Raw genomic sequence first — 21214 nt, forward strand, 5'->3', positions numbered from 1 at the left:
TACAGCAGTTAGCCTTATCGTTTTTTTCTTATTTGATTAGCACATTCGGCTAAAACAATTGCGCCAGCGGTTGAAACATTCAGTGAGTTACCCATACCAAACATGGGAATGTGTATTTGTTGATGACTGAGTTTTAATGCGGCTTCACTCACGCCTTTACGTTCATTACCTAAAACTAAAACACACTTAGCAGGATAAGTCACATCAGTATAATCAACTGACTCATGGCATAGCTCAACACTGTAAACGGAATAACCCTCATTCAATAAAATTTGTAAACTTGAGGTGGTATTATCGCTATATTCAACGCAAACCCATTTAGCTTCATTTCTAGAGGCTTTTTTCATCTTTTTATCTGAAATAGTGAGCGCGCCACAAACAATAACCTTGTCGATAGCAAACGCATCAGCCAAGCGAATAAAAGCGCCAATGTTGTAGCTATTAGTGACATTGTCTAATACCACGACCAAAGGGATTTTTGGCTTGGTTAAGTACTCATCTCGAGTTGGCTTGCTTATTCTAAGGTCTTCTTTGCTAAGTTGTATTTTTGAATGCATGATTTCTACTCTGATTACTTACTATGACGACTTACTATGACGACTTACTATGACTAAGTGCTGATGCTTTCCCTCCTCTACGGTCCCTATTTCTCAGCATATAGCTGAGCCGAGGATTGTGCGACTTTATCTAGCGAAGATCAAATTAATGTTTATAAGCCAATTTACATCAAGGAGTAAAAGAAAATTAACCAGACATCCATTGTTAATGGAAAAATCTCAAGCCCTCTACTAGGATTTGTACACCAGTCAAAATAAAAGGCTTTTCTTCGTTAATTATTATTTCCAACTTTTAGATCCCTAACCCCAAAAAGGGCTCAAACATAAATAACAAAAGGATATTATTATTATGAAAAAATTATTAATCAGTGTAGCGCTATTATCTATGTATAGTCTTTCTGCCTTAGCAGTGGAAAACACTAATGATACAGTGACATACAATGTCAAGCGTGGTTTTTCAGAAACATTTTCTGTCTCTCATCTCGAGCAGTTAGGTAAGTTTAGAGTCGTGTTAAAACCCATTAGAGGATCAGGTTCTGGCCGTGATAAATTGGTTTTAAAAGGTATTAGTAAAGGACTTTTGAATGCTGATTTCACCATAAATCATACTTTTGTGAACAAAGAGCGCACAGGTGTCTTTTATACAGCAAATGACACGGTCACCATGGTTTATACAGGTGATCCCACTTGTGAAAACGGCGCAGGTATCATACCTTTTGAGGTTGAAGAAACATTACATATTGTCGCTGGCACCGGCATTTATGCCGGCGTTGAACCCGGTGGTTTTATTGTGTTAAGGGGCGTAATAAACAACTGCCCATCTCTAGCTAAATTTGGTCAAAATAATTTTGAGGTAGTAGGTGGCTCTGTAACACTCACTCAGTAAGGTTTAAACGCTTGATTATACAAAGGGGAATACTCAGTATTTGAAGTGTATAATGACTAAGCAGCCCTTGCTAACTCTATGTTCAGCCATTAATTTGGCTGACTTTGGTCATTTAATTTTTTTGCCAAATGTTGAGCTTTGCTATCGAGGGTGCTGTAGAGGCTACTATCAATGGGTGTAGTATCAATAGGGGCAGAGTTATTGACAGGCTTTTAATCATTACCTGTCCCGTCCTGACATATGTTTAACATTGAGGACCTTATAATAAAAAAATCCCACAGACTCATCAGTAAACGCAGACAAGGTGATTATACCTTAGCTTTCAAATTAGCTTTTAATTGCTATCTTTAAGTAAATATTTTCATTGGCGGGCCTTTATTTATAGCCACGGCTTTTATTTTATCCTAATAGTGAAAATTTTATCCACTTAACGCTTTGTAGTCATGCTGTCGCTGTAAAACTTAGCGAGTGTTCAGTTATTTTTTCGAGGTTTCTCTAACAGCAACTTTCTGTAAAATGCATTGATAGCTAGCGCAATATACGGCAATATCATGCTATAAATAATTACTAAGAGAGCCTGATATGCCTGGATTGTTACCCAATATTGACCCTGATGGATTATTAGAATATTCCGTTGTTTACACCGATCGCTCCTTGAACCATATGTCTGGTTCATTCCAGCAGGTCATGCAAGATATTTCTGCCGATCTAAAATCCGTTTACCGCGCCCATAGCGCTATTGTCGTTCCTGGTAGTGGCACCTTTGGTATGGAAGCCGTTGCTCGTCAGTTTGCGCGTAACAAAAAAGTCTTGGTCGTTCGTAATGGCTGGTTCAGTTATCGCTGGAGCCAAATTTTTGAAATGGGAGATATCCCTAGCAGCGAAACCGTATTAAAAGCGCAACAAACCCGTGATGACGCCCAAGCACCATTTGCTCCGCCACCGATAGCCGACGTAGTGGCCACTATTTTAGCTGAATCACCTGATGTCGTGTTTGCACCGCATGTAGAAACCTCCGCCGGTATCATGTTACCTGATGACTATATTCAAGCGATGGCAAAAGCCGTGCACCAAGTGGGTGGTATTATGGTGCTTGATTGTATTGCGTCGGGCACTATCTGGGTAGACATGCAAGCAACCGGTGTCGACGTCTTGATTAGTGCGCCACAAAAAGGTTGGAGTGCCTCACCCTGCTGTGGTTTAGTGATGCTCAGTGAGCTGGCGCGCCAACAGATAGAGTCAACCACCAGTGATAGTTTTGCTTGTGATCTGAAGAAATGGTTACAAATCATGGAAACTTATGAAAATGGAGGTCATGCCTATCACGCGACTATGCCAACGGATAGCTTGACGCGTTTTAGAGATATTATGCAAGAAACCAAACGCTATGGTTTTGACAAAGTATGCCAAGAACAACTTGATTTAGGTCAACGTGTTCGCGCATTACTGACTCAACATGGCATTAACAGTGTCGCCGCTGAAGGCTTTACTGCACCCGGTGTGATCGTAAGCTTTACCAGTGATGATGAATTTCAAAACGGTAAGAAATTTGCCGCTGTTGGTTTACAGATTGCCGCTGGCGTGCCATTACAAGTAGGTGAGCGTGCTGATTTTAAAACTTTCCGTATTGGCTTGTTTGGTTTAGAAAAACTGCATAATATTGACCGAACTGTTGCTCAACTAGAACAAGCGTTGACACGTCTCTTATAGACATATCTTGTAGTATGAACTTCGGGCGCTTGTCATGTATTTATCCATGGTATTGATGGCAAGCCGTCCAGCAGTGTGGTATTAACCTTGAACTAAATTAGTCAGAAAAATCAACTTAATTCAATTTGATTTACTTAGATATTCATAGTCAATATTAGCCACAAGCAAACCAGTATAGCGTTTAAATATCAGTTCAAACCTTTGCTGACCTTAGCAAGCTGCTTTATGCCCATTGATCATCTAGGCTTGTTCTTAAACCTTGAGCTGTAAGTGATGACGAAACGTAAGCTATTGCAAAAAATGTTCAGCTTAACGATTTGAGTTTAGTGATATCAGGTAAGGCCACTACGCTCAATCGTCAATATTTGAGTGATTCTTTCGGTAAAATAATAAATCTCACTATTATATGATATGCCTAATTTATCCACGATTTATTTCCCAAACGCCGTTTAGTTAGGCTTTTTATTGAGTAATAACCGCACAATTTTTTTGAGCCATCTGTGAACTTATGCCTAGCTTTATTTTTTAATGTTTCTTAGCTGAGGTTTCTTCGTTAATCAGCTGTTAAATCTTGATTGATTGTGCTTACTGTTAATATATAGAGTTGACTGCTGTATTTATTTAGCGTAATTTTGACTTAGACGGAAAAGTCAGAACATACGGAAAAATCGGAATAACCATAAAAGTCGGAACAATCGTAAAATTCAGAGCCACTATTAATCTCCTTAAATGACGGAGTTGAAACTAAAATACTGCCAATTAATCCAGGTTAGTCGTTTACAACATGCACGACACCATCGTGGTCAGGATCAGATTTATTGAAAAATTGTTATACATCAATGATCACCGTCGCTTTAATTGAGACGATATTGAAGTTTTTAGGCTGAATTTAATCATGGGTATTTCCTCTTGAATTCAGGCAATTTTTTACTAAAATATAAAGATGATGAGGACCATTTACCTTGGGAAATATGGATAAACAGCATAATCAAAACAAAGTGAATGAAAAAAAAGCCAGTGAATTAGTCCTCGCTAACAAAGTACTGGCCTTGCAAAATAAAGAGAAAGATAAGCGTATTGATGAATTAGTGTTAGCTAATCAAGAAAAAGATAAGCTTGTCGATGAATTAGTGCTAGCGAATCAAGAGAAAGATAAGCGCGCCAATGAATTAGTGCGAGCTAATCAAGAAAAAGATAAGCGCGCTAATGAATTAGTACGAGCTAATCAAGAAAAAGATAAGCGCGCCAATGAATTAGTACGAGCTAATCAAGAAAAAGATAAGCGCGCCAATGAATTAGTGCTGGCTAATCAAGAGAAAGATAAGCGCGCTAATGAATTAGTACTAGCTAATCAAGAAAAAGATAAGCGCGCTAATGAATTAGTACGAGCTAATCAAGAAAAAGATAAGCGCGCCAATGAATTAGTACTTGCTAATCAAGAGAAAGATAAGCGCGCCGATGAATTAGTGCTAGCTAATCAAGAGAAAGATAAGCGTGCCAATGAATTAGTGTTAGCTAATCAAGAGAAAGATAAGCGCGCCAATGAATTAATTTTAGTCAATGAAGAGCTTGATTTTTTACGGGGACTTTTTAAAAAATAGCACTGTTGTATTTAGAGTTTAAATTTACCTTCTCATTTAATTGATTGTTTACTAAAAATAACTAGGACTATTTATGTTTAAAGATAATGATCAAAAACATAATCGACACGAAGCGAAAGAAAAAAAAGCCAATGAATTAGTCCTCGCTAACAAAGAACTAGCCTTTCAAAATGAAGAGAAAGATAAGCGGGCCGAAGAATTAATTTTTGCCAACCAAGAGAAAGAAAAGCGCGCAGAGGAGTTAACGCTTGCCAACACAGAACTGGCCTTTCAAAATGAAGAGAAAGACAGGTGGGCCGAAGAGTTAATTTTAGCTAACCAAGAGAAAGACAAGCGGGCCGAGGAATTAATTCTTGCCAATCAAGAGAAAGACAAGCGGGCTGAAGAGTTAATTCTTGCCAATCAAGAGAAAGATAAGCGGGCCGAAGAATTAATTTTTGCCAACCAAGAGAAAGACAAGCGGGCCGAAGAATTAATTTTTGCCAACCAAGAGAAAGAAAAACGTGCAGAGGAATTAACGCTGGCCAATACAGAGCTAGCCTTTCAAAATGAAGAGAAAGACAGGTGGGCCGAAGAATTAATTTTAGCTAACCAAGAGAAAGACAAGCGAGCTGAAGAGTTAATTTTTGCTAACCAAGAGAAAGATAAACGCGCTGAAGAGCTGATTTTTGCCAATCAAGAGAAAGACAAGCGTGCCGAAGAGCTGCTTCTAGCCAATCAAGAGAAAGACAAGCGGGCTGAAGAGCTGCTTCTAGCCAATCAAGAAAAAGATAAACGGGCAGATGAATTAACGCTTGCCAACCAAGAGAAAGAAAAACGAGCGGATGAATTAGTGCTTGCCAACACAGAACTGGCCTTTCAAAATCAAGAAAAAGAAAAACGTGCTGATGAACTGATTCTCGCCAACGCAGAGCTAGCTTTTCAAAATAAAGAGAAAGACAAGCGAGCCGAAGAGCTCATTCTTGCCAAAGAAGAAAAAGAAAAACGCGCTGATGAATTAGTCCTTGCCAACAAAGAACTAGCCTTTCAAAACGAAGAGAAAGACAAGCGGGCCGAAGAGCTCATTCTTGCCAAAGAAGAAAAAGAACAGCGCGCCGATGAATTAATTCTCGCCAACGCAGAGCTGGCCTTTCAAAACGAAGAGAAAGACAAACGGGCTGAAGAACTCATTCTTGCCAAAGAAGAAAAAGAACAACGTGCCGATGAATTAATTCTCGCCAACGCAGAGCTAGCCTTTCAAAATGAAGAGAAAGACAAACGGGCTGAGGAGCTTATTCTTGCCAAAGAAGAAAAAGAACAACGTGCCGATGAATTAATTCTTGCCAACGCAGAGCTAGCCTTTCAAAATGAAGAGAAAGACAAACGGGCCGAAGAGCTCATTCTTGCCAAAGAAGAAAAAGAACAACGTGCCGATGAATTAATTCTCGCCAACGCAGAGCTAGCCTTTCAAAACGAAGAGAAAGACAAGCGGGCCGAAGAGCTCATTCTTGCCAAAGAAGAAAAAGAACAACGTGCCGATGAATTAATTCTCGCCAACGCAGAGCTAGCCTTTCAAAATGAAGAGAAAGACAAACGGGCTGAAGAACTCATTCTTGCCAACACAGAATTGGCCTTTCAAAATGAAGAGAAAGACAAACGGGCTGCAGAGTTAATTGTTGCCAACCAAGAGAAAAAAAAACGCGCCAATGAATTAGTCCTCGCTAATAAAGAACTAGCCTTTCAAAACGAAGAAGAAGATAAGCGTGCAGATGAGTTAGTTATTGCCAATGAAGAGAAAGATAAACGGGCTGAGGAGTTAATTCTTGCCAACGAAGAAAAAGAAAAGCGAGCCAATGAATTAGTCCTTGTTCACGAAGAGAAAGATAAGTGGGAACACGAGTTAATTCTGGCTAACAAAGAACTCGCTTTTCAAATAAAGTTAGACAGTTATCGTTCTGAAAGGGAACGTGTAGCTCAGGAATTAACCATATTTATGGATACCGCCAATGCCCCTATTTTTGGTGTTGATGCTCAAGGTAATGTCAACCAATGGAATCAAAAGTCAGCGGCTATTACTGGCTACCAAGCGGATGAAGTACTGGGTAAAAACCTGGTAAAAGAATTGATCACAGAAGATTATCGTGAGTCAGTAAACCAAGTATTACAAAAAGCCTTAAAAGGCGTGGAAACCTCTAACTTCGAGTTTCCACTTTATACAAAAGAGAACAATCCGGTCTTGGTGCTACTCAATGCCACCACCCGACGTAATGCGAATGGGGAAGCTGTTGGTGTCGTTGGGGTAGGTCAAGATATTACTGAGCTTGATAGTTATCGTTCTGAAATGGAAAAAAAAGTAAAAGAGCGTACGCGTGAATTAGATACCATATTAACCTTAAGTCCAGATGGATTTGTTTTAGAAAATGCCAACAATAATATTGTTTATATTAACCCCGCTTTATTAAACATGACCGGGTTTACAGAAGATAAGTTTATTGGTAAAAGTGCTAAAATTTTTAGTGACGCAATGGCAAGTTTATATAATTCAGAGCTGATGGAATATACCAATATTATTGGCAACGAAGATTGTGAACATACCATTTATCTCTCACGTCCGACGGTACGCATTATTAACTGTAAGCAAAGAACAATGCATGGCTTGACGGGTGAAAAAGAAGGCCAAGTACTGTATTTCAGGGACGTAACTCATGAAACTGAAGTTGATAAGATGAAGAGTGATTTTTTATCAACAGCGGCTCATGAACTACGCACACCACTAGCCAGTATCTATGGGTTTTCTGAATTATTAATGAATCGTGATTATGATAAAAAAATGTCACATGAAATTTTTGAAACTATTCACCGTCAGTCATTAAATCTAAAAAAGTTATTAGATGAACTACTTGATTTATCACGTATAGAGGCAAGAGCGGGAAAAGATTTTTATATGGATAATCATTCGCTTAAAGAACTTGTAGAACAGTCATGTCTTGAAGCAGAAGGTGCATTTAAGGGCCGTAAAGTTGAGGTCAAGTCAACCGGAAGTTGGCCGGTAATTTCTTGCGATATTGATAAAATGCGTCAAGTATTTAATAACTTGTTAAGTAATAGCTTTAAATATTCTCCTGAAAATGAAAAAGTACGATTAGAAACAAGTGAAAGAGAAAAAAATGGCATTAGGCAGTTCGGTGTTAGCATTATCGATAACGGTATAGGCATGACACCTAAACAACTTTCTCGTATTGGAGAGCGGTTTTATCGAGCAGACGACTCGGGTGCAACACCAGGTACAGGTTTAGGTGTGTCATTGGTTAAAGAAATTGTCTCGATTCACGCTGGAGAGGTTGAGTTTGCAAGTGATAACGAAAAGGGAATGGTGGTAACCGTGTGGTTACCCATGGTTAAAAATTAATAGCTTGAGGAATGAACTATGAGTCAAAAAAGAATTTTAATTGTTGACGATCAAGGTGAATTAAGAAAATTAGTCCGAATGACGCTTGATTTTGGTGATTACGAATTACATGAAGCAGAAGATGGCCAACGTGCATTGGCATTAGCCAAAGTGATCCAACCCGACTTAGTTATTCTAGACGTAATGATGCCTGGCGAAGTTGATGGTTATCAGGTCTGCGAACAACTAAAACAAGACAGTAGTGTAAAAATTCCATATGTAATGTTGTTAACAGCGCGAGGGCAAAAATCTGACCTTGAAGAAGGAGAACGTGTTGGGGCAGACAGCTACCTTGTTAAACCCTTTAGTCCATTGGAATTAATACAAAAAGTTAATAGTGCATTAACTTAACTATAAATATATCTAATAGTTAATAGAGAATAATCAAATGTCAGTTCATCATTTTATGGGTAATGAAATGGATTCGCTTGTTAAAAAACTTGCTGCAAAGCCAACAGACATAAATCTTGTCTGGGACCTTGTTAAAGTCATGGAGACAGAAAAAGAAGACTTACAAGCTCAGCTTTTTCGTTATGCACAAGATATTCAAAAACTACTTGCTGAGCGCGATATAGCAGTAATGAATGAAAATGAAAAAAATGCCGCCTATAAACAATTAGAGCGATTTAATCATGATTTTATGATTTTGATAGAGCAAAAAGAAAAATCATATCAAGCGCTTGAATCATCTCATCTTGATACTATAAGACGTTTAGCGAGAGCGGCAGAATTTAAAGATGACGATACCGGCGCACACATCCTTAGAATGAGCCGTTTTTCTTCAATCATTGCGCGTGCTTATGGTCAAGATGAAAAATACTGTAATCTACTTGAGCAAGCCAGCCCTATGCACGATATAGGAAAAATAGGTGTACCTGATGATGTCTTGAAAAAACCGGGTAAATTAACTGAAGCAGAATGGGCATTAATGCGTAAGCACCCCGAGTATGGCGCTAATATTTTAAGTGGTTCAGACGTTCCTGTTTTACAAATGGCGGAAGAAGTCGCTTTAGCACACCATGAGAAATTTGACGGTAGCGGATACCCCTCAAATCTGCAGGGTGAGCAAATTCCTTTAAGTGCCCGCATTGTTGCTTTGGCAGATTTTTTTGATGCTATAACCATGGATAGATGCTATCGACCGGCATTCTCTGATGAAAAAGCACTTGCTATGGTGAAAGAAAGCAGCGGCACTCATTTTGATCCCAAGGTTGTTAAAGCTTTTTTCTCTGTGAGTAATGACCTTATTAATGAACGCAATAGAATTAATAAGGAAAATTAAGCTTTATTTGAGCCTGTAAGCGTTTTTATATTTGGTTTTTTCGCCTATAAAGTAGATCTCCTCACCAACGAAACTGTTATAAATTAACAGTTTTATCTCAACGATAGATAACACAAAAAAATTTGATAGCAGCTAAATTTTAGCAACACAGTCTTGGGTTGTTTTAACCAGACGTCACTCTGCAGAGTTGACTCTTGTTAGTGCTTAGTATATATTTTATATATACGGAAAATGCGGAAAATACGGAATAAATAGAAAGGAGTGCAATTACATGTATCAAGCAACTGATTTAAAATTGAAACACTGTACCTCAAAGCAAGCCGCTAGTTTGTTAGAGGTAACAACACGTACGATTCAGCTTTGGTCAGACTCAGGGATATTAAAGGCTTGGAAGACAGTAGGTGGGCACAGGCGCTTTAATCTAGAGGATATTGAAGCGCTTAAGGCTGAACTTAAGCAAGAGACTAACCCTGCTGTCGATCACAAGTTAGTTCGTGTTTTAGTGATAGAAGATGAGCCTGATTTAATTATGTTGTATAAAATGACTATTGAAGGTTGGAATTTACCTATTATTTTACAAACAGCTATCGATGGTTTTCAGGGCTTAATACAAATAGGCGCATGGAAGCCTGATATTATTATTACCGATATTCAAATGCCCAATGTAAATGGTATTCATATGTTAAAAAGCCTAGCGAAAATGGAAGAATTTAACGACATGGTGGTTATGGCGGTATCAGGATTATCAAAAGCAGAGATTACTCAAAAAGGTGGCTTACCGGCAGGGATACCTATTTTTACTAAACCCATTCCATTTGATGAAATTGAAAAAATCATCAGTCAGCAATGTAAAACACTGTTAAGTAGCTAATCACTATGAATAAATTATTTGTTAAACTTTTATCCCAACTTAGCGATGGCATTGTGATGTTTGATATAACAGGTAAGGTATTTTTTAGTAATTTAAAAAAATTAGGTTTTGAAGGTGTTGTGGTTGGTAATCAAATAGCCGATAACAGTGTTATGGAAGCCGTAGCTGAAATGCACACGAGTGAAATAGAGCAAGTAAAAGACATAAAGTTAAATGGCATTGGGCAGGTTGAAAACAACAACCATACGTTTATCTTTCATGATGAAAATATGTTTTGTCTATATATTAGAAAGGAGCTTGAAAGAGTAAAGTATAAGGGACTACAAGATAACATGTTTAAACTGATTGATCATGAATTACGTACCCCTATGCAAGCCTTTACAGAGGGAGCATTTTTTCTTTCTGAGCGGCTTAATACAGACGAAATCAAGGAAAAAAATCTTGATGCTCTGATTGAATTAACCATTAACAGTGCTAAAGAAGTCACAACCAAAATGGAAAAGCTGCTTGAGTTGTCCGAAACTTATGGTGATGACCCCATGCGTAACAAAGAACGTATAAGCCTGGTTGAAGTGACTCGTAGCGCCATTAACTCACTTAGCGAAATGAGCGCCAGTAAAAATATTGTTATTAGACTCAAGCAAAAAGGCGAGATTATTGGTAATTTATACGGTAGTTTTGGCTGGCTAAAACGTGCCATTACAGAATGTGTGCAAAACAGTATTGAACATAGTCATAAGGGCAGTGAAATTCATTTGCAGCTTAAGCAAACTAGTCATTTTGCCCATATAACTATTCGTGATTTTGGACGAGGAATTTCCCCAAAAGTAAAAAACACATTATTTGAACCTTTCATAGGTGGCGGTGATAAAGAGGAATCTAGCAATCAAGGTCTAGGTATTGGATTAAGCTTAGCTAAAACCATTATTAAAAATCATGGCGGCAATATAAAAAATGTCAATATAAAAAATGCCGTACAATTTCATATTGAATTGCCGACCGGTGGTGAGAAATCGTCGAGTAATGATTTCGATATACGCCAATCACAACTATATGCTCGCGATATGGCTTTACTGATGAACAGAGACAAGTCATAAACTTAAAGCGTTATGCCACTATCCTAAAAGATACTCATCCTTTAAAAATCAAGGTTTTTTGATATGAAAAAGATCATAATATTATTAACAATCGTTTTTGCTACCCCTATGGCCCAAGCGGAAAAAGTATTCAGCTTAGGCGTAGTACCGCAACAATCGGCTTCAAGTTTGGCTAAAGTATGGGTGCCATTGGCAATGTTTTTGTCCACAAAAACAGGTGAAAATATTCGTTTTGCCACCGCACCTACTATTCCAGAATTTGAAAAACGCGTAGCGGCGGGCAGGTATGACATTGTTTACTTAAATCCATATCACTATACGCTATTCAGCAAATCTATAGGTTTGCGAGCGATTGCAAGACAAAAAGATAAGCGTATTCAGGGCATTATTGTTGTAGCCAGTGACAGTGAAATATCAAATCTAGCTATGTTAGAGAAAGCAGAAATTGCCTTTCCTGCTCCTGCTGCATTCGCCGCAACCGTGCTGCCACAAGCCAACTTAACCCTGCGTAATGTAGCTTTCACGCCAAGGTATGTGTCTTCTCATGACTCTGTCTATGCCGCTGTTGCTAAAGGTTTATTTGTGGCCGGGGGCGGTATTGTTCGCACCTTATCTACTTTGCCTAAAGCGCTGTCAAATAAATTAAAGATAATATGGCGCTCAGAGGGCTATACACCGCATGCTTTCGCTGTAAGCTCAACAATAAGTCCTGAAACTGCAGTCAAGATTCAAAACGCTTTAGTGTCGTTAAATGAGCAAGAAGAAGGCAAAAATATACTTAGCAAGTTAGGTTTTAATACCGGTATTGTTAAAAGTACTGATAGTGATTGGGATGATGTTAGGGCACTCAACATCAAGATAATAAAACAATAAAAGAAACTCATACCATGTTTAAATTATCATTCAAAACAAAAACCATTATGGGTATCGCACTTATCGAAACGTTTTTTCTATTGATATTGGTATTACAAAGTCGCTCAATTTTATATGAAACCATTGAATTTAACATCAAAGAACGTGCAAACAACATTTCTACATTATTAGCGACAGCATCAGTAGACGCGGTTGTTTCTGAAGATATTGCCACACTAGAATCCATTGTAGACTCAGCAATGATAACCTCAAATATTCTTTATATTAAGATACGAGGTTTAGATGGAGTATTAGCCGAGCGAGGTGAGCAAGCTTTTTTAGACCGTAAATTCAAGGCTGATAACTCTATCGCTGAAAGTGAAATAGACCAAAGTTTTGATGCCTTTTCAGAGATATTTGTTGAAGGTTATCGATTTGGCCGTGTGGAAGTTGGACTTTCTTTAGCAGAGCAGAAGGCCATAATTAAAGCAGCAACACAGAGCTTAACGACCATAGCGCTAATAGAACTGATATTTGTCGGGCTGTTTTCATTGCTGCTTGGCATAACACTAACCAAACGCCTTATATTATTACAAGAGGCGGCGGTCAAGATGTCTCAAGGTGAAACAGGTTTGCAAATTCCTCTTGCAGGTAATGATGAGCTAACAGATGCATCGCGGGCTTTTAATTTGATGTCGACTAAAATTTCAGCAGTCACTCAGACGTTGAAATCTGATAATGCTCGCATGGATGCCATCATGAATACCGCGACAGATGCTATTTTCATGATCAGTTTAGACGGTGTAGTTCACTCTATGAATAGAACGACTTATGTTCTTTTTGGTTATCAAGAACAAGATATTATTGGCCAGAGTATGTTCGATTTTATTCCTGAACTGCATTTATGTGACATAGAATCATCGACAGTTAGACATGTACAGCGTGTTAATGGCGTTACCTCTAAGGGGAAAAAAATCCCCTTAGAAATTCATTCAAGTGGCATGGAGTTCAATAATCAAGACTATATTGTTGGTGTAATACGGGATCTAACGACTATAAATCAGCTCAAAGTTGAACTAGAAGCGGTATTTAACTTAAGTCCCAATGGTTTTTTAATTCTTGCTAAAGATCTGTCTATTTCATATGTGAATCCAGCCTTCTACTCCATGTTTTCGTTAGTAACAGAGTGTTTAAATGATCATGACTGGGAATGTTTTAAGGGCGTAATAGCTAAATCAATGGACCATGAACAGCATAAAGATATGAAACTATTAGACGAGTTATACACTGAAAATATTTTGTATTTAAAATTACCGGTAGAAAAAATATTACGTGTCTCTCGACAAAAAATAGATAAAACTGATGTCGACTCTTCAGAGATATTATTTTTTGTTGATATTACGCATGAAACCATAGTAGATAAAATGAAAAGTGAGTTTTTAACGTCTGCGGCCCATGAACTTCGCACTCCTTTAGCCAGTGTCATGGGTTTTAGTGAACTGTTAACTATTTGCAATTATGGCCCAGAAAAAACCAAAGAAATGGCCGGAAGTATCAATAAACAATCAAAGCGTCTCAAACAGATAGTGGATGATTTAATCGATGTTGCCAGTATAGAAAATAAAACGCCGGGTATGCTTGATATGGTGCAAGACACCTTAAAGATCACGCTAACTGAACTCTGTGACGAATTTTCTGGCAGTGATAACTTTCATACTATCGACTTACAGCAGCCCAAATACTGGCCCCTTGTTGCATTTGACTCATCTAAAATACGTCAGATTATCTCTAACATATTGAATAATTCATACCGATATTCTCCAAACAGCTCGGTAGTGAAAGTTTCCACCACAATGAAAGTAACAGAAGAAACATCAGAATTTGGGGTGATAATTGAAGATAACGGCATAGGAATGACAGCAGAACAATTATCCCATGTAGGTGAGCGGTTCTACAGAGTTGATACCTCTGGAAATATACCGGGCACAGGATTGGGCATAAGCTTAGTTAAAGACCTGATAAATATGCACAAAGGACGATTTGAAATAACAAGTACCATTGGACAAGGCACAATTGTAACGCTTTGGCTGCCTAATATAATCATGAATCACGCTAAGCTAGATAAGGTCTTATGATGAAACTAAATATATTAAGACTTATTAGTATGTTGTTCCTATTAACTGGGCCAGCGGCTCAGGCCAGTTCAGAAATTGAAACACTGATAGATATGCTGCATCAAAATGGCACTATCAGTGATGCTCAGTACGCTCGCTTACAAGCTGAGCTAGGAGAGCGTAAGATAAAAAATAACCAACAAGTCATAAGCTTAGATAAACAACGGCTACAAGCGAAAAAATCGTCTGATGTTGAGGTGTCAGTAAAGGGCGCTGTAAGCGTTAAAACACCTGATGGTGCTTTTACAACAAAAATTGGTGCACGTGTTATGGCCGATGCCACCGCTTATAAAAATGACAATAACACCATGGGTGATGGTACTAAAATCAGGCGGGCTCGTATGTCATTGCAAGGAAAGATGTATCATGACTGGGCTTATAAGTTTGAATATGACTTTGCAACGGGTGAAATTAAAGGTATTGCTGATGCATTTGTTGAATATCAAGGCCTAGATGCAATGTCAGTCAGAGTCGGTAATATGAAAGACCCCTTCAGTCTACAATTTCAAATGAATGCAAACTATAACTTATTTATGGAGCGCTCACTAACCAACGGTCTTAACACTGGGCGTCATATAGGAGCTATGGTATTTACCAATAGAAAAAATTGGACAGCATCCGCTGGATTATTTGGAGAAGCCGTACAAACAGTAGGCAAAGAAAAGGACGAAGGCTGGGGATTGGGTAGCCGAGTTACCTATGCACCGATTAATAGTAAAGGTTCCTTACTGCATTTGGCAGTATCAGCAAATTATCGTGATGCAGGCGAGGTCGCTATATTGCGTTTTAAGCAACAGCCTGAAAGTAATGTGTCGGGTATTAATATCGTCGATACTGGCAATATAGCCAAGGTAGATTTTCATTCAAAATATGGCTTGGAAGTTGCGATGGTATCAGGGCCACTCTCTGTTCAATCAGAATATGTCACTGCATCGGTTAGCCGCTATAGTGCTCCCAGTTTGGCTTTTAATAGTTGGTATATTCAAACCGGCTATCTATTAACCGGTGAATCACGTCAATATAGACAAGGTAAGTTTGGCAAGATAACACCTAACTCTAGTGTGGGTAATGGTGGTATAGGTGCTTGGGAACTTGGCTTACGTTACAGTACTATTAATTTAAATGACCAAAATATTATGGGTGGTGCAGCCAAGAGTTTAACTTTAGGTGTTAATTGGTTTGCCACTTCGACCATAAGATTTTCAGCTAACTATATTAATGTTTTACAGGTCAATGGCGGCCCTCTTGAATCTGTTCATCCTGATATAATTCAGCTGAGAAGCCAATGGGCATTTTAATCGAATTTTACTGCTTAATATAAGTTTGGCTAGTGCTTGCGTTAAGCCAACAACTAAGTCGGCAAGCTCGTTTGGCCAGAGCTTGCGATATACAAAGGCAATCGCAAGCCTTATTTTTCTGATGTGTGTTTATGACACGAATTAACTCTCTTGATTAATACTTGGCGTTACCGGCTCAGTTTTACTGATCACTAACTCAATAGTTGAAAAAAGCTCCTGATTTGGATATCCATCAGCAATCAGTTGATGTTGTAGTTGAAATGAGCGAATGGCATCTCTACTTTTAGGCCCCCAAATACCATCTGGTTTACCTGTTTTAAACCCTAAGCTATTGAGTTGGCTTTGGAGGTTTTTCATTTGGACAACACTAAAGGGTTTGATCTGCGTTTGTGCTTTGTTAAAAAATTCTATGCCTTTAGCGCCAACTAATTTATTAGCTAATATGCCAACGGATAACGCATAACTTTTTGAAAGATTCCACGTCATAATGACATTGAAATTAGGGTAGAGTAAAAATGCCGGCCCTTTATGGCCTGAGGGCAGATAAAGCTCAGCCTGAATATCATAAGCGGGTAAGGCTTGCTGGTTAGTTTGTTGAACACCTAACTGCTGAAAATAATTAAGCGGGTAATATTGATCAAAAGCGACTTTATCAAAGGCAAAGTTTTTCGGTAATTTAACTTCTCTGCCCCAACGCTCTTTCGATTGCCAACCTATTTTATTTAAGTAATTAGCCGCTGTGGTTAAAGCGTCAACCTCACTTTGCCAAATATCTACTTTGCCGTCATTGTCACCATCCACCGCATATTTTAACAATGCGGTTGGCATAAACTGCATATGACCCATAGCACCGGCCCAAGAGCCTTTTAGTTGCTCAACAGAGACCTGCTTACGCTCTATTAAGGTGAATAAGTTTAATAATTCTAGGGTGAAAAACTCACTACGGCGTTGATCACAAGCTAAGGTTGCCAAGGCATTCAATACCGACATTTTACCTTTGTGCTTGCCAAAAACAGTTTCTAAGCCCCAAAAAGACACTAAATATTGGCGAGGAATACCGTATTCTTTTTCTAACTGATCAAATAACGCTTTGTTATTTTTTAACTTTTCTTTACCGACACTAAGATGATAAGCACTCACTCTGGCCTTAATATATTGCTCAAAGGTTTGTGTAAACTCAGGTTGTTTTTTATCTAACGCAATAACGCGCTTAATGGGGGAGATATTATCAATAACCGTTTCAGTAATATAAGTAGAAAATCCTGCTTTTTCAGCACGTTGCGCTAAATTAACTTTACACTGGAGAAAATTTTCATCGGCAATCGTGGCATTGGCTAGCATAGGGAAAAGTAGACAGATGATGATTAATTTTTGATAACTAAAAAAATTAACACTTTGTTTAACAAAAGGGTTTGATGAGTTCATGAATGAAGCTGCCTTAGCTCAAAGTAAAGTTGAAAACGAAACTGAAAAATATAATACCATCGTTAGATTGAAAAAATAAAAATAAAAGTAAAGAAATTCACTTAAGCACGCCGGTGAGCCCAAATAACTAGGCTAAAATAAAGGGCGTTTAACGGCCTTTGTTAGTTGCGGCACTCTGACGCCAAACAATAAAATAAAGCTCAAATGGGCAAGCTAAGTGAGTTAAGAAGGGTGCTTTATATTATTGACAGAATAGGGCATTAATTTAATAGAATTGGTATAATTTCACCCTGAGTCATTTCTCCCTGCATAAGGCTAGTAATGTTAGCCACAAATTATCTGATATAGCTTGATATAGCCTTGTGGTATATCAGGCTGGGAAATACAGTTCTAATCTTAATCTAAAGGCAATGTCAGTTCATGGTAGAAAATAGGAGTCAATTGCAGCGCAATTATGATCAGCAAGGTTATTTTGTTATTAGAAATTATTTCACGGTGGCTGAAATTGCAGAGCTTAGAGCCGTGGTATTAAAGTTTCATCAGTTATGGCAACAAGACAATGCAAAATTTTATCAGGAGGAGGCTTTCAACTCTTCGTTAATTACTGGCAGTGAGTATTTAGCCTTTGATGATAGGGTGCAGCTGTTTAATTTTATCAGTTCAAAAAAAATCATGAAGGTTGTCGAGGCGATTGTCGCGAATAATCCTGCCTTTATGAATACGCAATTATTTTTTAATCCAGTTAATCCCAAGCAAAAAGATTTTTGGCATCGAGATTGTCAATATGATCATGATGTTGCAGGGCAAAAGCTTGCTATAGAGCAGACACAAGTATTACATCTTCGTGTGCCATTATTTGATGAACTTGGCATGGAACTCGTGCCGGGTACTCATAAGCGCTGGGATAATGATGAAGAATTTAATGTCCGCCAAGAAGAAAAAGGCAGTGTTAGTAGTGACGACCTTGCTAGTGGTGAAAAAATTAAGCTAGCGGCGGGTGATTTGTTAGTTTTTTCGGCTGATATGATCCACCGTGGTTTATACGGATTAGAGCGATTAGCGTTAGATATTTTAGTGTTTGATTCAGCAGGAGATTTTGCAGATTATGTTGATGACGATTGTTTGCCTGATAGCTTAATGCTGGATAAAATTGACGATCCCAGGTTATTTATTAATACCCTTAACTTAAAGTCGAACGGCTGATATTTTAAAAAATACCCTTAGCTGTTCAGTGCTAATTCAGTGCTAATTCAGTGCGAGTTCAGTGCGAGTGCAGTGTGAGTTCAGTAGGCACTTAAGGTCAGAGCTTAACGGGTAACTTTTAATTTACTCGCCGTCATGCACTACTAATGGCGTGAAAGTTAGCTGTTGTTATCAGTGGTATTCAGATAGAATTCGGCCCTTACTTTTTAGCGACTTGCAAAAAAGTAAGCGTTAACGCTCAGCAACTTCCTATTTCTTCTAAAACGGCATGAAACAAACAATGAATGATAAAACAATAGTAACTCATAACGGTAATTTTCATGCGGATGATGTTTTCAGTATCGCTGCACTTAAAAGCATTCTTCCTGCTTTTACTCTTATACGCACACGAGATTTAGCCGTTATTGCCAAGGCTGACATTGTGATTGATGTAGGTGGTGAATATAATCCAGATGCAGGCCGCTTTGATCATCATCAACGTGGCGGCGCAGGTGAACGTGAAAATGGTATTCCTTATTCTTCATTTGGTTTGATTTGGCAAAAATATGGTCTAGAAATATGCCAAGGCGATGCAGATGTTGCTAAGTCGCTTGATACAGGTTTGGTATCAACCATAGACGCGATTGATTGTGGCCATGTTCAAGGGGTTGCAACCGGTATTAGCCTGAGCCAAACTATTTCAATGTTTAACCCAACGTGGCAAGAAGAAAGTCATTTTGATCTTTGTTTTGATGAAGCGGTAGAGTTTGCCTCGCGAGTTTTAGCCCGTTTTATTGCTTCTGCAAGCGGCGGCATTAATGCTAAATCAATTGTGGCGAAAGCTGTTGAGAAGGCAGCAGACCCAAGGGTTATCGTATTAGAAAAATACACGCCTTGGAAAACAACTGTTCACACGCTATCTAAAGAAGCCTTGTATGTGATTTATCCGTCGGGCTCTGGACCCTTTAGAATTCAAACGGTACCGGTTGAGCTAGGCTCATTTGAAGATCGCAAGCCATTGCCTAAAGCATGGGCGGGTTTAGCGGATCAAGCACTACAAGACGTCAGCGGTATTGATGACGCTATGTTTTGTCATAATGGTTTATTTATTGCCGGTGCACAATCGCTTGAAAGTGTGATGAAAATGGCCGCTATAGCACTAGCAGAATAAGCCTAGTGCTTATTAACCTCAAGTATTAAGAGGTTAAGTTATACCAATCTCACTAATTAACTGATCATTTTTACTGGTTAAAATAACCCACTACTGCGTTATTTATTTAATAATTAGAACAACTAGTTATTAAATAAATTCCTTATATTTGGCCATTTTTCCTGCGTATAAAGTAGACCACCTAATTAATGAAATTGGTATTAACTGTATTTAAGGTAAATTAATTAGCTTAAATACAGTTGAGCAAGGATTTACTTCTTGTGCTTTATTACAGGGCCATTATCTACCTTAGCGCTTTTTTGCTAGGTCGTTAAAAGGCATTTACTGCGCGTTAATAGCGGCTTGCATAGATTGCTCTGCTACTTGTTCTAACCAAACAAAGTCTATTGTTTGGTGAGCTTCACAAATAAACCAAGGTTCGCGTGAATCAGGCTCTAACATCACACCATTGTCGATTAAATTAAGCGCGAATTGCGTATATAAATCGCTGTTAGTTTTTTTCCAGTCACGATAGTTTTGCGGTACTTTGGCGCCAAAATGGACACCAAACATAGCATTTGGGCCGGCAAAACAATGTTCAATATCAAACTTGCTAAAAACACGAGAAAGTAAGGTTTGAATTTTTTGCCCTACATGGTCAATAGTTTCAAGCGCATCGGTTTCTTTGAGTATCGTTAATGTTGCTTTTGCCGCACTTAATGCCACCATGTTAGCGGTATAAGTTCCGCCATGAGTTACCCCATTTTTGTCAAAAGAAATAGCGCCCATTACCTCGGTTTTGCCACCAAAAGCAGCGACAGGATAACCATTGCCCATGGCTTTAGCGTAAGTGGTAATATCGGCGTGGATATTATATAAGGCTTGAACGCCACCTTTAGCGACACGAAAACCCGTTTTTACTTCGTCCATAATCAGTAAAGCGCCGTTGGCGTCACAGATATCACGTAGTTTTTGCATGTACCCTTGCGTTGATGCAATAGAGCCACAATTGCCCATAATAGGTTCAATTAAAATGGCGGCTATGTCATCACCATGTTCGGCAAATACAGCGTCAAGGGCATTAAAATCGTTGAGCGGCACACTCACTTGATGTTCGCGGGTGCTTTGTGGAATGCCGGCGCCAAAAGGAATAATTTCAGGCGAGTTTATATCGTCAGCATCCCAGTTATCCACGTCAGATTTCCACATAACTTCATCATGTAGCCCATGAAAACCGCCTTCAACCACGACAATTTTATTGCGCTGGGTATAACCCCTAGCGGTGCGCACAGCACCAATAACTGCTTCAGTACCTGAATTGGCAAAACGCATTTTGTCTATGTTAGGACAAAGTGATTTCACTAACTCAACCACGTCAGAGTCAAGCCCGGTTGAAAAGCCAGAAATAGTACCAACCTCAGTAATGGCATTAATAACGGCGTTATCAACACGTTCATCACGATAGCCTAAAATAATAGGGCCGTAGGCTAAACGAAAATCAACAAAGGTTTGCTCGTCGCAATCGGTCACTGTGCAGCCTTTCATGCTACTCAAAAATACGGTATTTTCTTCTCCCCAATAACGGTAGCTATCGGCAACACCTAACGGCATATTGGTGTGGGCTCTTTTGAGCATTTGGGTACTATTGGGTTTGTTTTTTTTGGTCATAAGAGGTTCCAATCAAACTGATTTATTTCAATAT

16 protein-coding genes are annotated in these 21214 nt (G+C 38.7%); 13 read left to right on the forward strand and 3 right to left on the reverse strand.

Annotated elements, in window-relative coordinates; genetic code table 11:
* Nucleotides 1-14: 14 nt before the first annotated feature.
* Entirely contained in the window at nt 15-557 is a 543-nt protein-coding gene (locus H4J54_RS08170; RefSeq protein ID WP_182190386.1) for a TrmH family RNA methyltransferase, read from the reverse strand.
* 349 nt (nt 558-906) lie between these two features.
* Between H4J54_RS08170 and H4J54_RS08175 the strand changes: the two genes are divergently transcribed.
* From H4J54_RS08175 to H4J54_RS08225, 11 genes are all read left to right on the forward strand, one after another.
* Entirely contained in the window at nt 907-1443 is a 537-nt protein-coding gene (locus H4J54_RS08175; RefSeq protein WP_182190387.1) for a hypothetical protein, read from the forward strand.
* A 582-nt stretch (nt 1444-2025) separates the two neighbouring features.
* A complete protein-coding gene (locus tag H4J54_RS08180) occupies nt 2026-3153 on the forward strand; it encodes an aminotransferase class V-fold PLP-dependent enzyme (RefSeq protein WP_182190388.1) in 1128 nt (375 codons plus the stop codon).
* Nucleotides 3154-4124: 971 nt separating this feature from the next.
* On the forward strand, nt 4125-4754 hold the full coding sequence (locus tag H4J54_RS08185) for a hypothetical protein (protein ID WP_182190389.1): 630 nt from the start codon (nt 4125-4127) through the stop codon (nt 4752-4754).
* Between the two features lie 73 nt (nt 4755-4827).
* Entirely contained in the window at nt 4828-8142 is a 3315-nt protein-coding gene (locus H4J54_RS08190) for a PAS domain S-box protein (RefSeq protein WP_182190390.1), read from the forward strand.
* A gap of 18 nt (nt 8143-8160) precedes the next feature.
* On the forward strand, nt 8161-8532 hold the full coding sequence (locus tag H4J54_RS08195) for a response regulator transcription factor (protein ID WP_182138094.1): 372 nt from the start codon (nt 8161-8163) through the stop codon (nt 8530-8532).
* A 37-nt stretch (nt 8533-8569) separates the two neighbouring features.
* Nucleotides 8570-9463 carry an HD-GYP domain-containing protein gene (locus H4J54_RS08200; RefSeq protein WP_182190391.1) on the forward strand — a complete coding sequence of 298 codons (894 nt, stop codon included), beginning with the start codon at nt 8570-8572 and terminating at the stop codon, nt 9461-9463.
* Nucleotides 9464-9734: 271 nt separating this feature from the next.
* Nucleotides 9735-10334, forward strand: a complete 600-nt coding sequence (locus H4J54_RS08205; protein WP_182190392.1) for a response regulator — start codon at nt 9735-9737, stop codon at nt 10332-10334.
* A 5-nt stretch (nt 10335-10339) separates the two neighbouring features.
* Nucleotides 10340-11431: a sensor histidine kinase KdpD gene (locus H4J54_RS08210; protein WP_182190393.1), complete on the forward strand. Its 1092-nt coding sequence runs from the start codon at nt 10340-10342 to the stop codon at nt 11429-11431.
* Between the two features lie 63 nt (nt 11432-11494).
* A complete protein-coding gene (locus tag H4J54_RS08215) occupies nt 11495-12304 on the forward strand; it encodes a phosphate/phosphite/phosphonate ABC transporter substrate-binding protein (RefSeq protein WP_182190394.1) in 810 nt (269 codons plus the stop codon).
* A 14-nt stretch (nt 12305-12318) separates the two neighbouring features.
* Nucleotides 12319-14418: an ATP-binding protein gene (locus tag H4J54_RS08220; protein ID WP_182190395.1), complete on the forward strand. Its 2100-nt coding sequence runs from the start codon at nt 12319-12321 to the stop codon at nt 14416-14418.
* Nucleotides 14415-15755, forward strand: coding sequence for an OprO/OprP family phosphate-selective porin (locus tag H4J54_RS08225; protein WP_182190396.1), 1341 nt, complete (start codon nt 14415-14417; stop codon nt 15753-15755). Before H4J54_RS08220 ends, H4J54_RS08225 begins: the two co-directional genes overlap by 4 nt.
* Before the next feature lie 141 nt (nt 15756-15896).
* On the opposite strand, the gene H4J54_RS08230 is transcribed toward H4J54_RS08225, so the two are convergent.
* Nucleotides 15897-17180: a lytic murein transglycosylase gene (locus H4J54_RS08230; protein ID WP_182190397.1), complete on the reverse strand. Its 1284-nt coding sequence runs from the start codon at nt 17178-17180 to the stop codon at nt 15897-15899.
* A gap of 420 nt (nt 17181-17600) precedes the next feature.
* Between H4J54_RS08230 and H4J54_RS08235 the strand changes: the two genes are divergently transcribed.
* Together H4J54_RS08235 and H4J54_RS08240 are read left to right on the forward strand one after the other, a co-directional pair.
* Complete coding sequence (locus H4J54_RS08235; protein WP_182190398.1) at nt 17601-18383, forward strand: phytanoyl-CoA dioxygenase family protein; 783 nt, start codon at nt 17601-17603, stop codon at nt 18381-18383.
* A 280-nt stretch (nt 18384-18663) separates the two neighbouring features.
* Nucleotides 18664-19533, forward strand: coding sequence for an MYG1 family protein (locus H4J54_RS08240; RefSeq protein ID WP_182190399.1), 870 nt, complete (start codon nt 18664-18666; stop codon nt 19531-19533).
* 321 nt (nt 19534-19854) lie between these two features.
* Here the strand turns inward: H4J54_RS08240 and H4J54_RS08245 are convergent, their stop codons facing one another.
* Nucleotides 19855-21180 carry an aspartate aminotransferase family protein gene (locus tag H4J54_RS08245; protein WP_182190400.1) on the reverse strand — a complete coding sequence of 442 codons (1326 nt, stop codon included), beginning with the start codon at nt 21178-21180 and terminating at the stop codon, nt 19855-19857.
* Between the last annotated feature and the right edge of the window lie 34 nt (nt 21181-21214).

This window comes from Colwellia sp. MB3u-8 (genome assembly GCF_014076985.1).
Taxonomy (GTDB): Bacteria; Pseudomonadota; Gammaproteobacteria; order Enterobacterales; family Alteromonadaceae; genus Cognaticolwellia.

Excerpts from the sequence above, each read along its gene's own strand:
- H4J54_RS08180 (WP_182190388.1), top strand. The coding sequence starts at position 2,026 with ATGCCTGGATTGTTACCCAATATTGACCCTGATGGATTATTAGAATAT.
- H4J54_RS08225 (WP_182190396.1), top strand. The coding sequence starts at position 14,415 with ATGATGAAACTAAATATATTAAGACTTATTAGTATGTTGTTCCTATTA.
- H4J54_RS08245 (WP_182190400.1), bottom strand. The coding sequence starts at position 21,180 with ATGACCAAAAAAAACAAACCCAATAGTACCCAAATGCTCAAAAGAGCC.
- H4J54_RS08205 (WP_182190392.1), top strand. The coding sequence starts at position 9,735 with ATGTATCAAGCAACTGATTTAAAATTGAAACACTGTACCTCAAAGCAA.
- H4J54_RS08175 (WP_182190387.1), top strand. The coding sequence starts at position 907 with ATGAAAAAATTATTAATCAGTGTAGCGCTATTATCTATGTATAGTCTT.
- H4J54_RS08200 (WP_182190391.1), top strand. The coding sequence starts at position 8,570 with ATGTCAGTTCATCATTTTATGGGTAATGAAATGGATTCGCTTGTTAAA.
- H4J54_RS08195 (WP_182138094.1), top strand. The coding sequence starts at position 8,161 with ATGAGTCAAAAAAGAATTTTAATTGTTGACGATCAAGGTGAATTAAGA.
- H4J54_RS08170 (WP_182190386.1), bottom strand. The coding sequence starts at position 557 with ATGCATTCAAAAATACAACTTAGCAAAGAAGACCTTAGAATAAGCAAG.
- H4J54_RS08235 (WP_182190398.1), top strand. The coding sequence starts at position 17,601 with ATGGTAGAAAATAGGAGTCAATTGCAGCGCAATTATGATCAGCAAGGT.
- H4J54_RS08215 (WP_182190394.1), top strand. The coding sequence starts at position 11,495 with ATGAAAAAGATCATAATATTATTAACAATCGTTTTTGCTACCCCTATG.
- H4J54_RS08190 (WP_182190390.1), top strand. The coding sequence starts at position 4,828 with ATGTTTAAAGATAATGATCAAAAACATAATCGACACGAAGCGAAAGAA.
- H4J54_RS08240 (WP_182190399.1), top strand. The coding sequence starts at position 18,664 with ATGAATGATAAAACAATAGTAACTCATAACGGTAATTTTCATGCGGAT.
- H4J54_RS08210 (WP_182190393.1), top strand. The coding sequence starts at position 10,340 with ATGAATAAATTATTTGTTAAACTTTTATCCCAACTTAGCGATGGCATT.
- H4J54_RS08185 (WP_182190389.1), top strand. The coding sequence starts at position 4,125 with ATGGATAAACAGCATAATCAAAACAAAGTGAATGAAAAAAAAGCCAGT.
- H4J54_RS08220 (WP_182190395.1), top strand. The coding sequence starts at position 12,319 with ATGTTTAAATTATCATTCAAAACAAAAACCATTATGGGTATCGCACTT.
- H4J54_RS08230 (WP_182190397.1), bottom strand. The coding sequence starts at position 17,180 with ATGAACTCATCAAACCCTTTTGTTAAACAAAGTGTTAATTTTTTTAGT.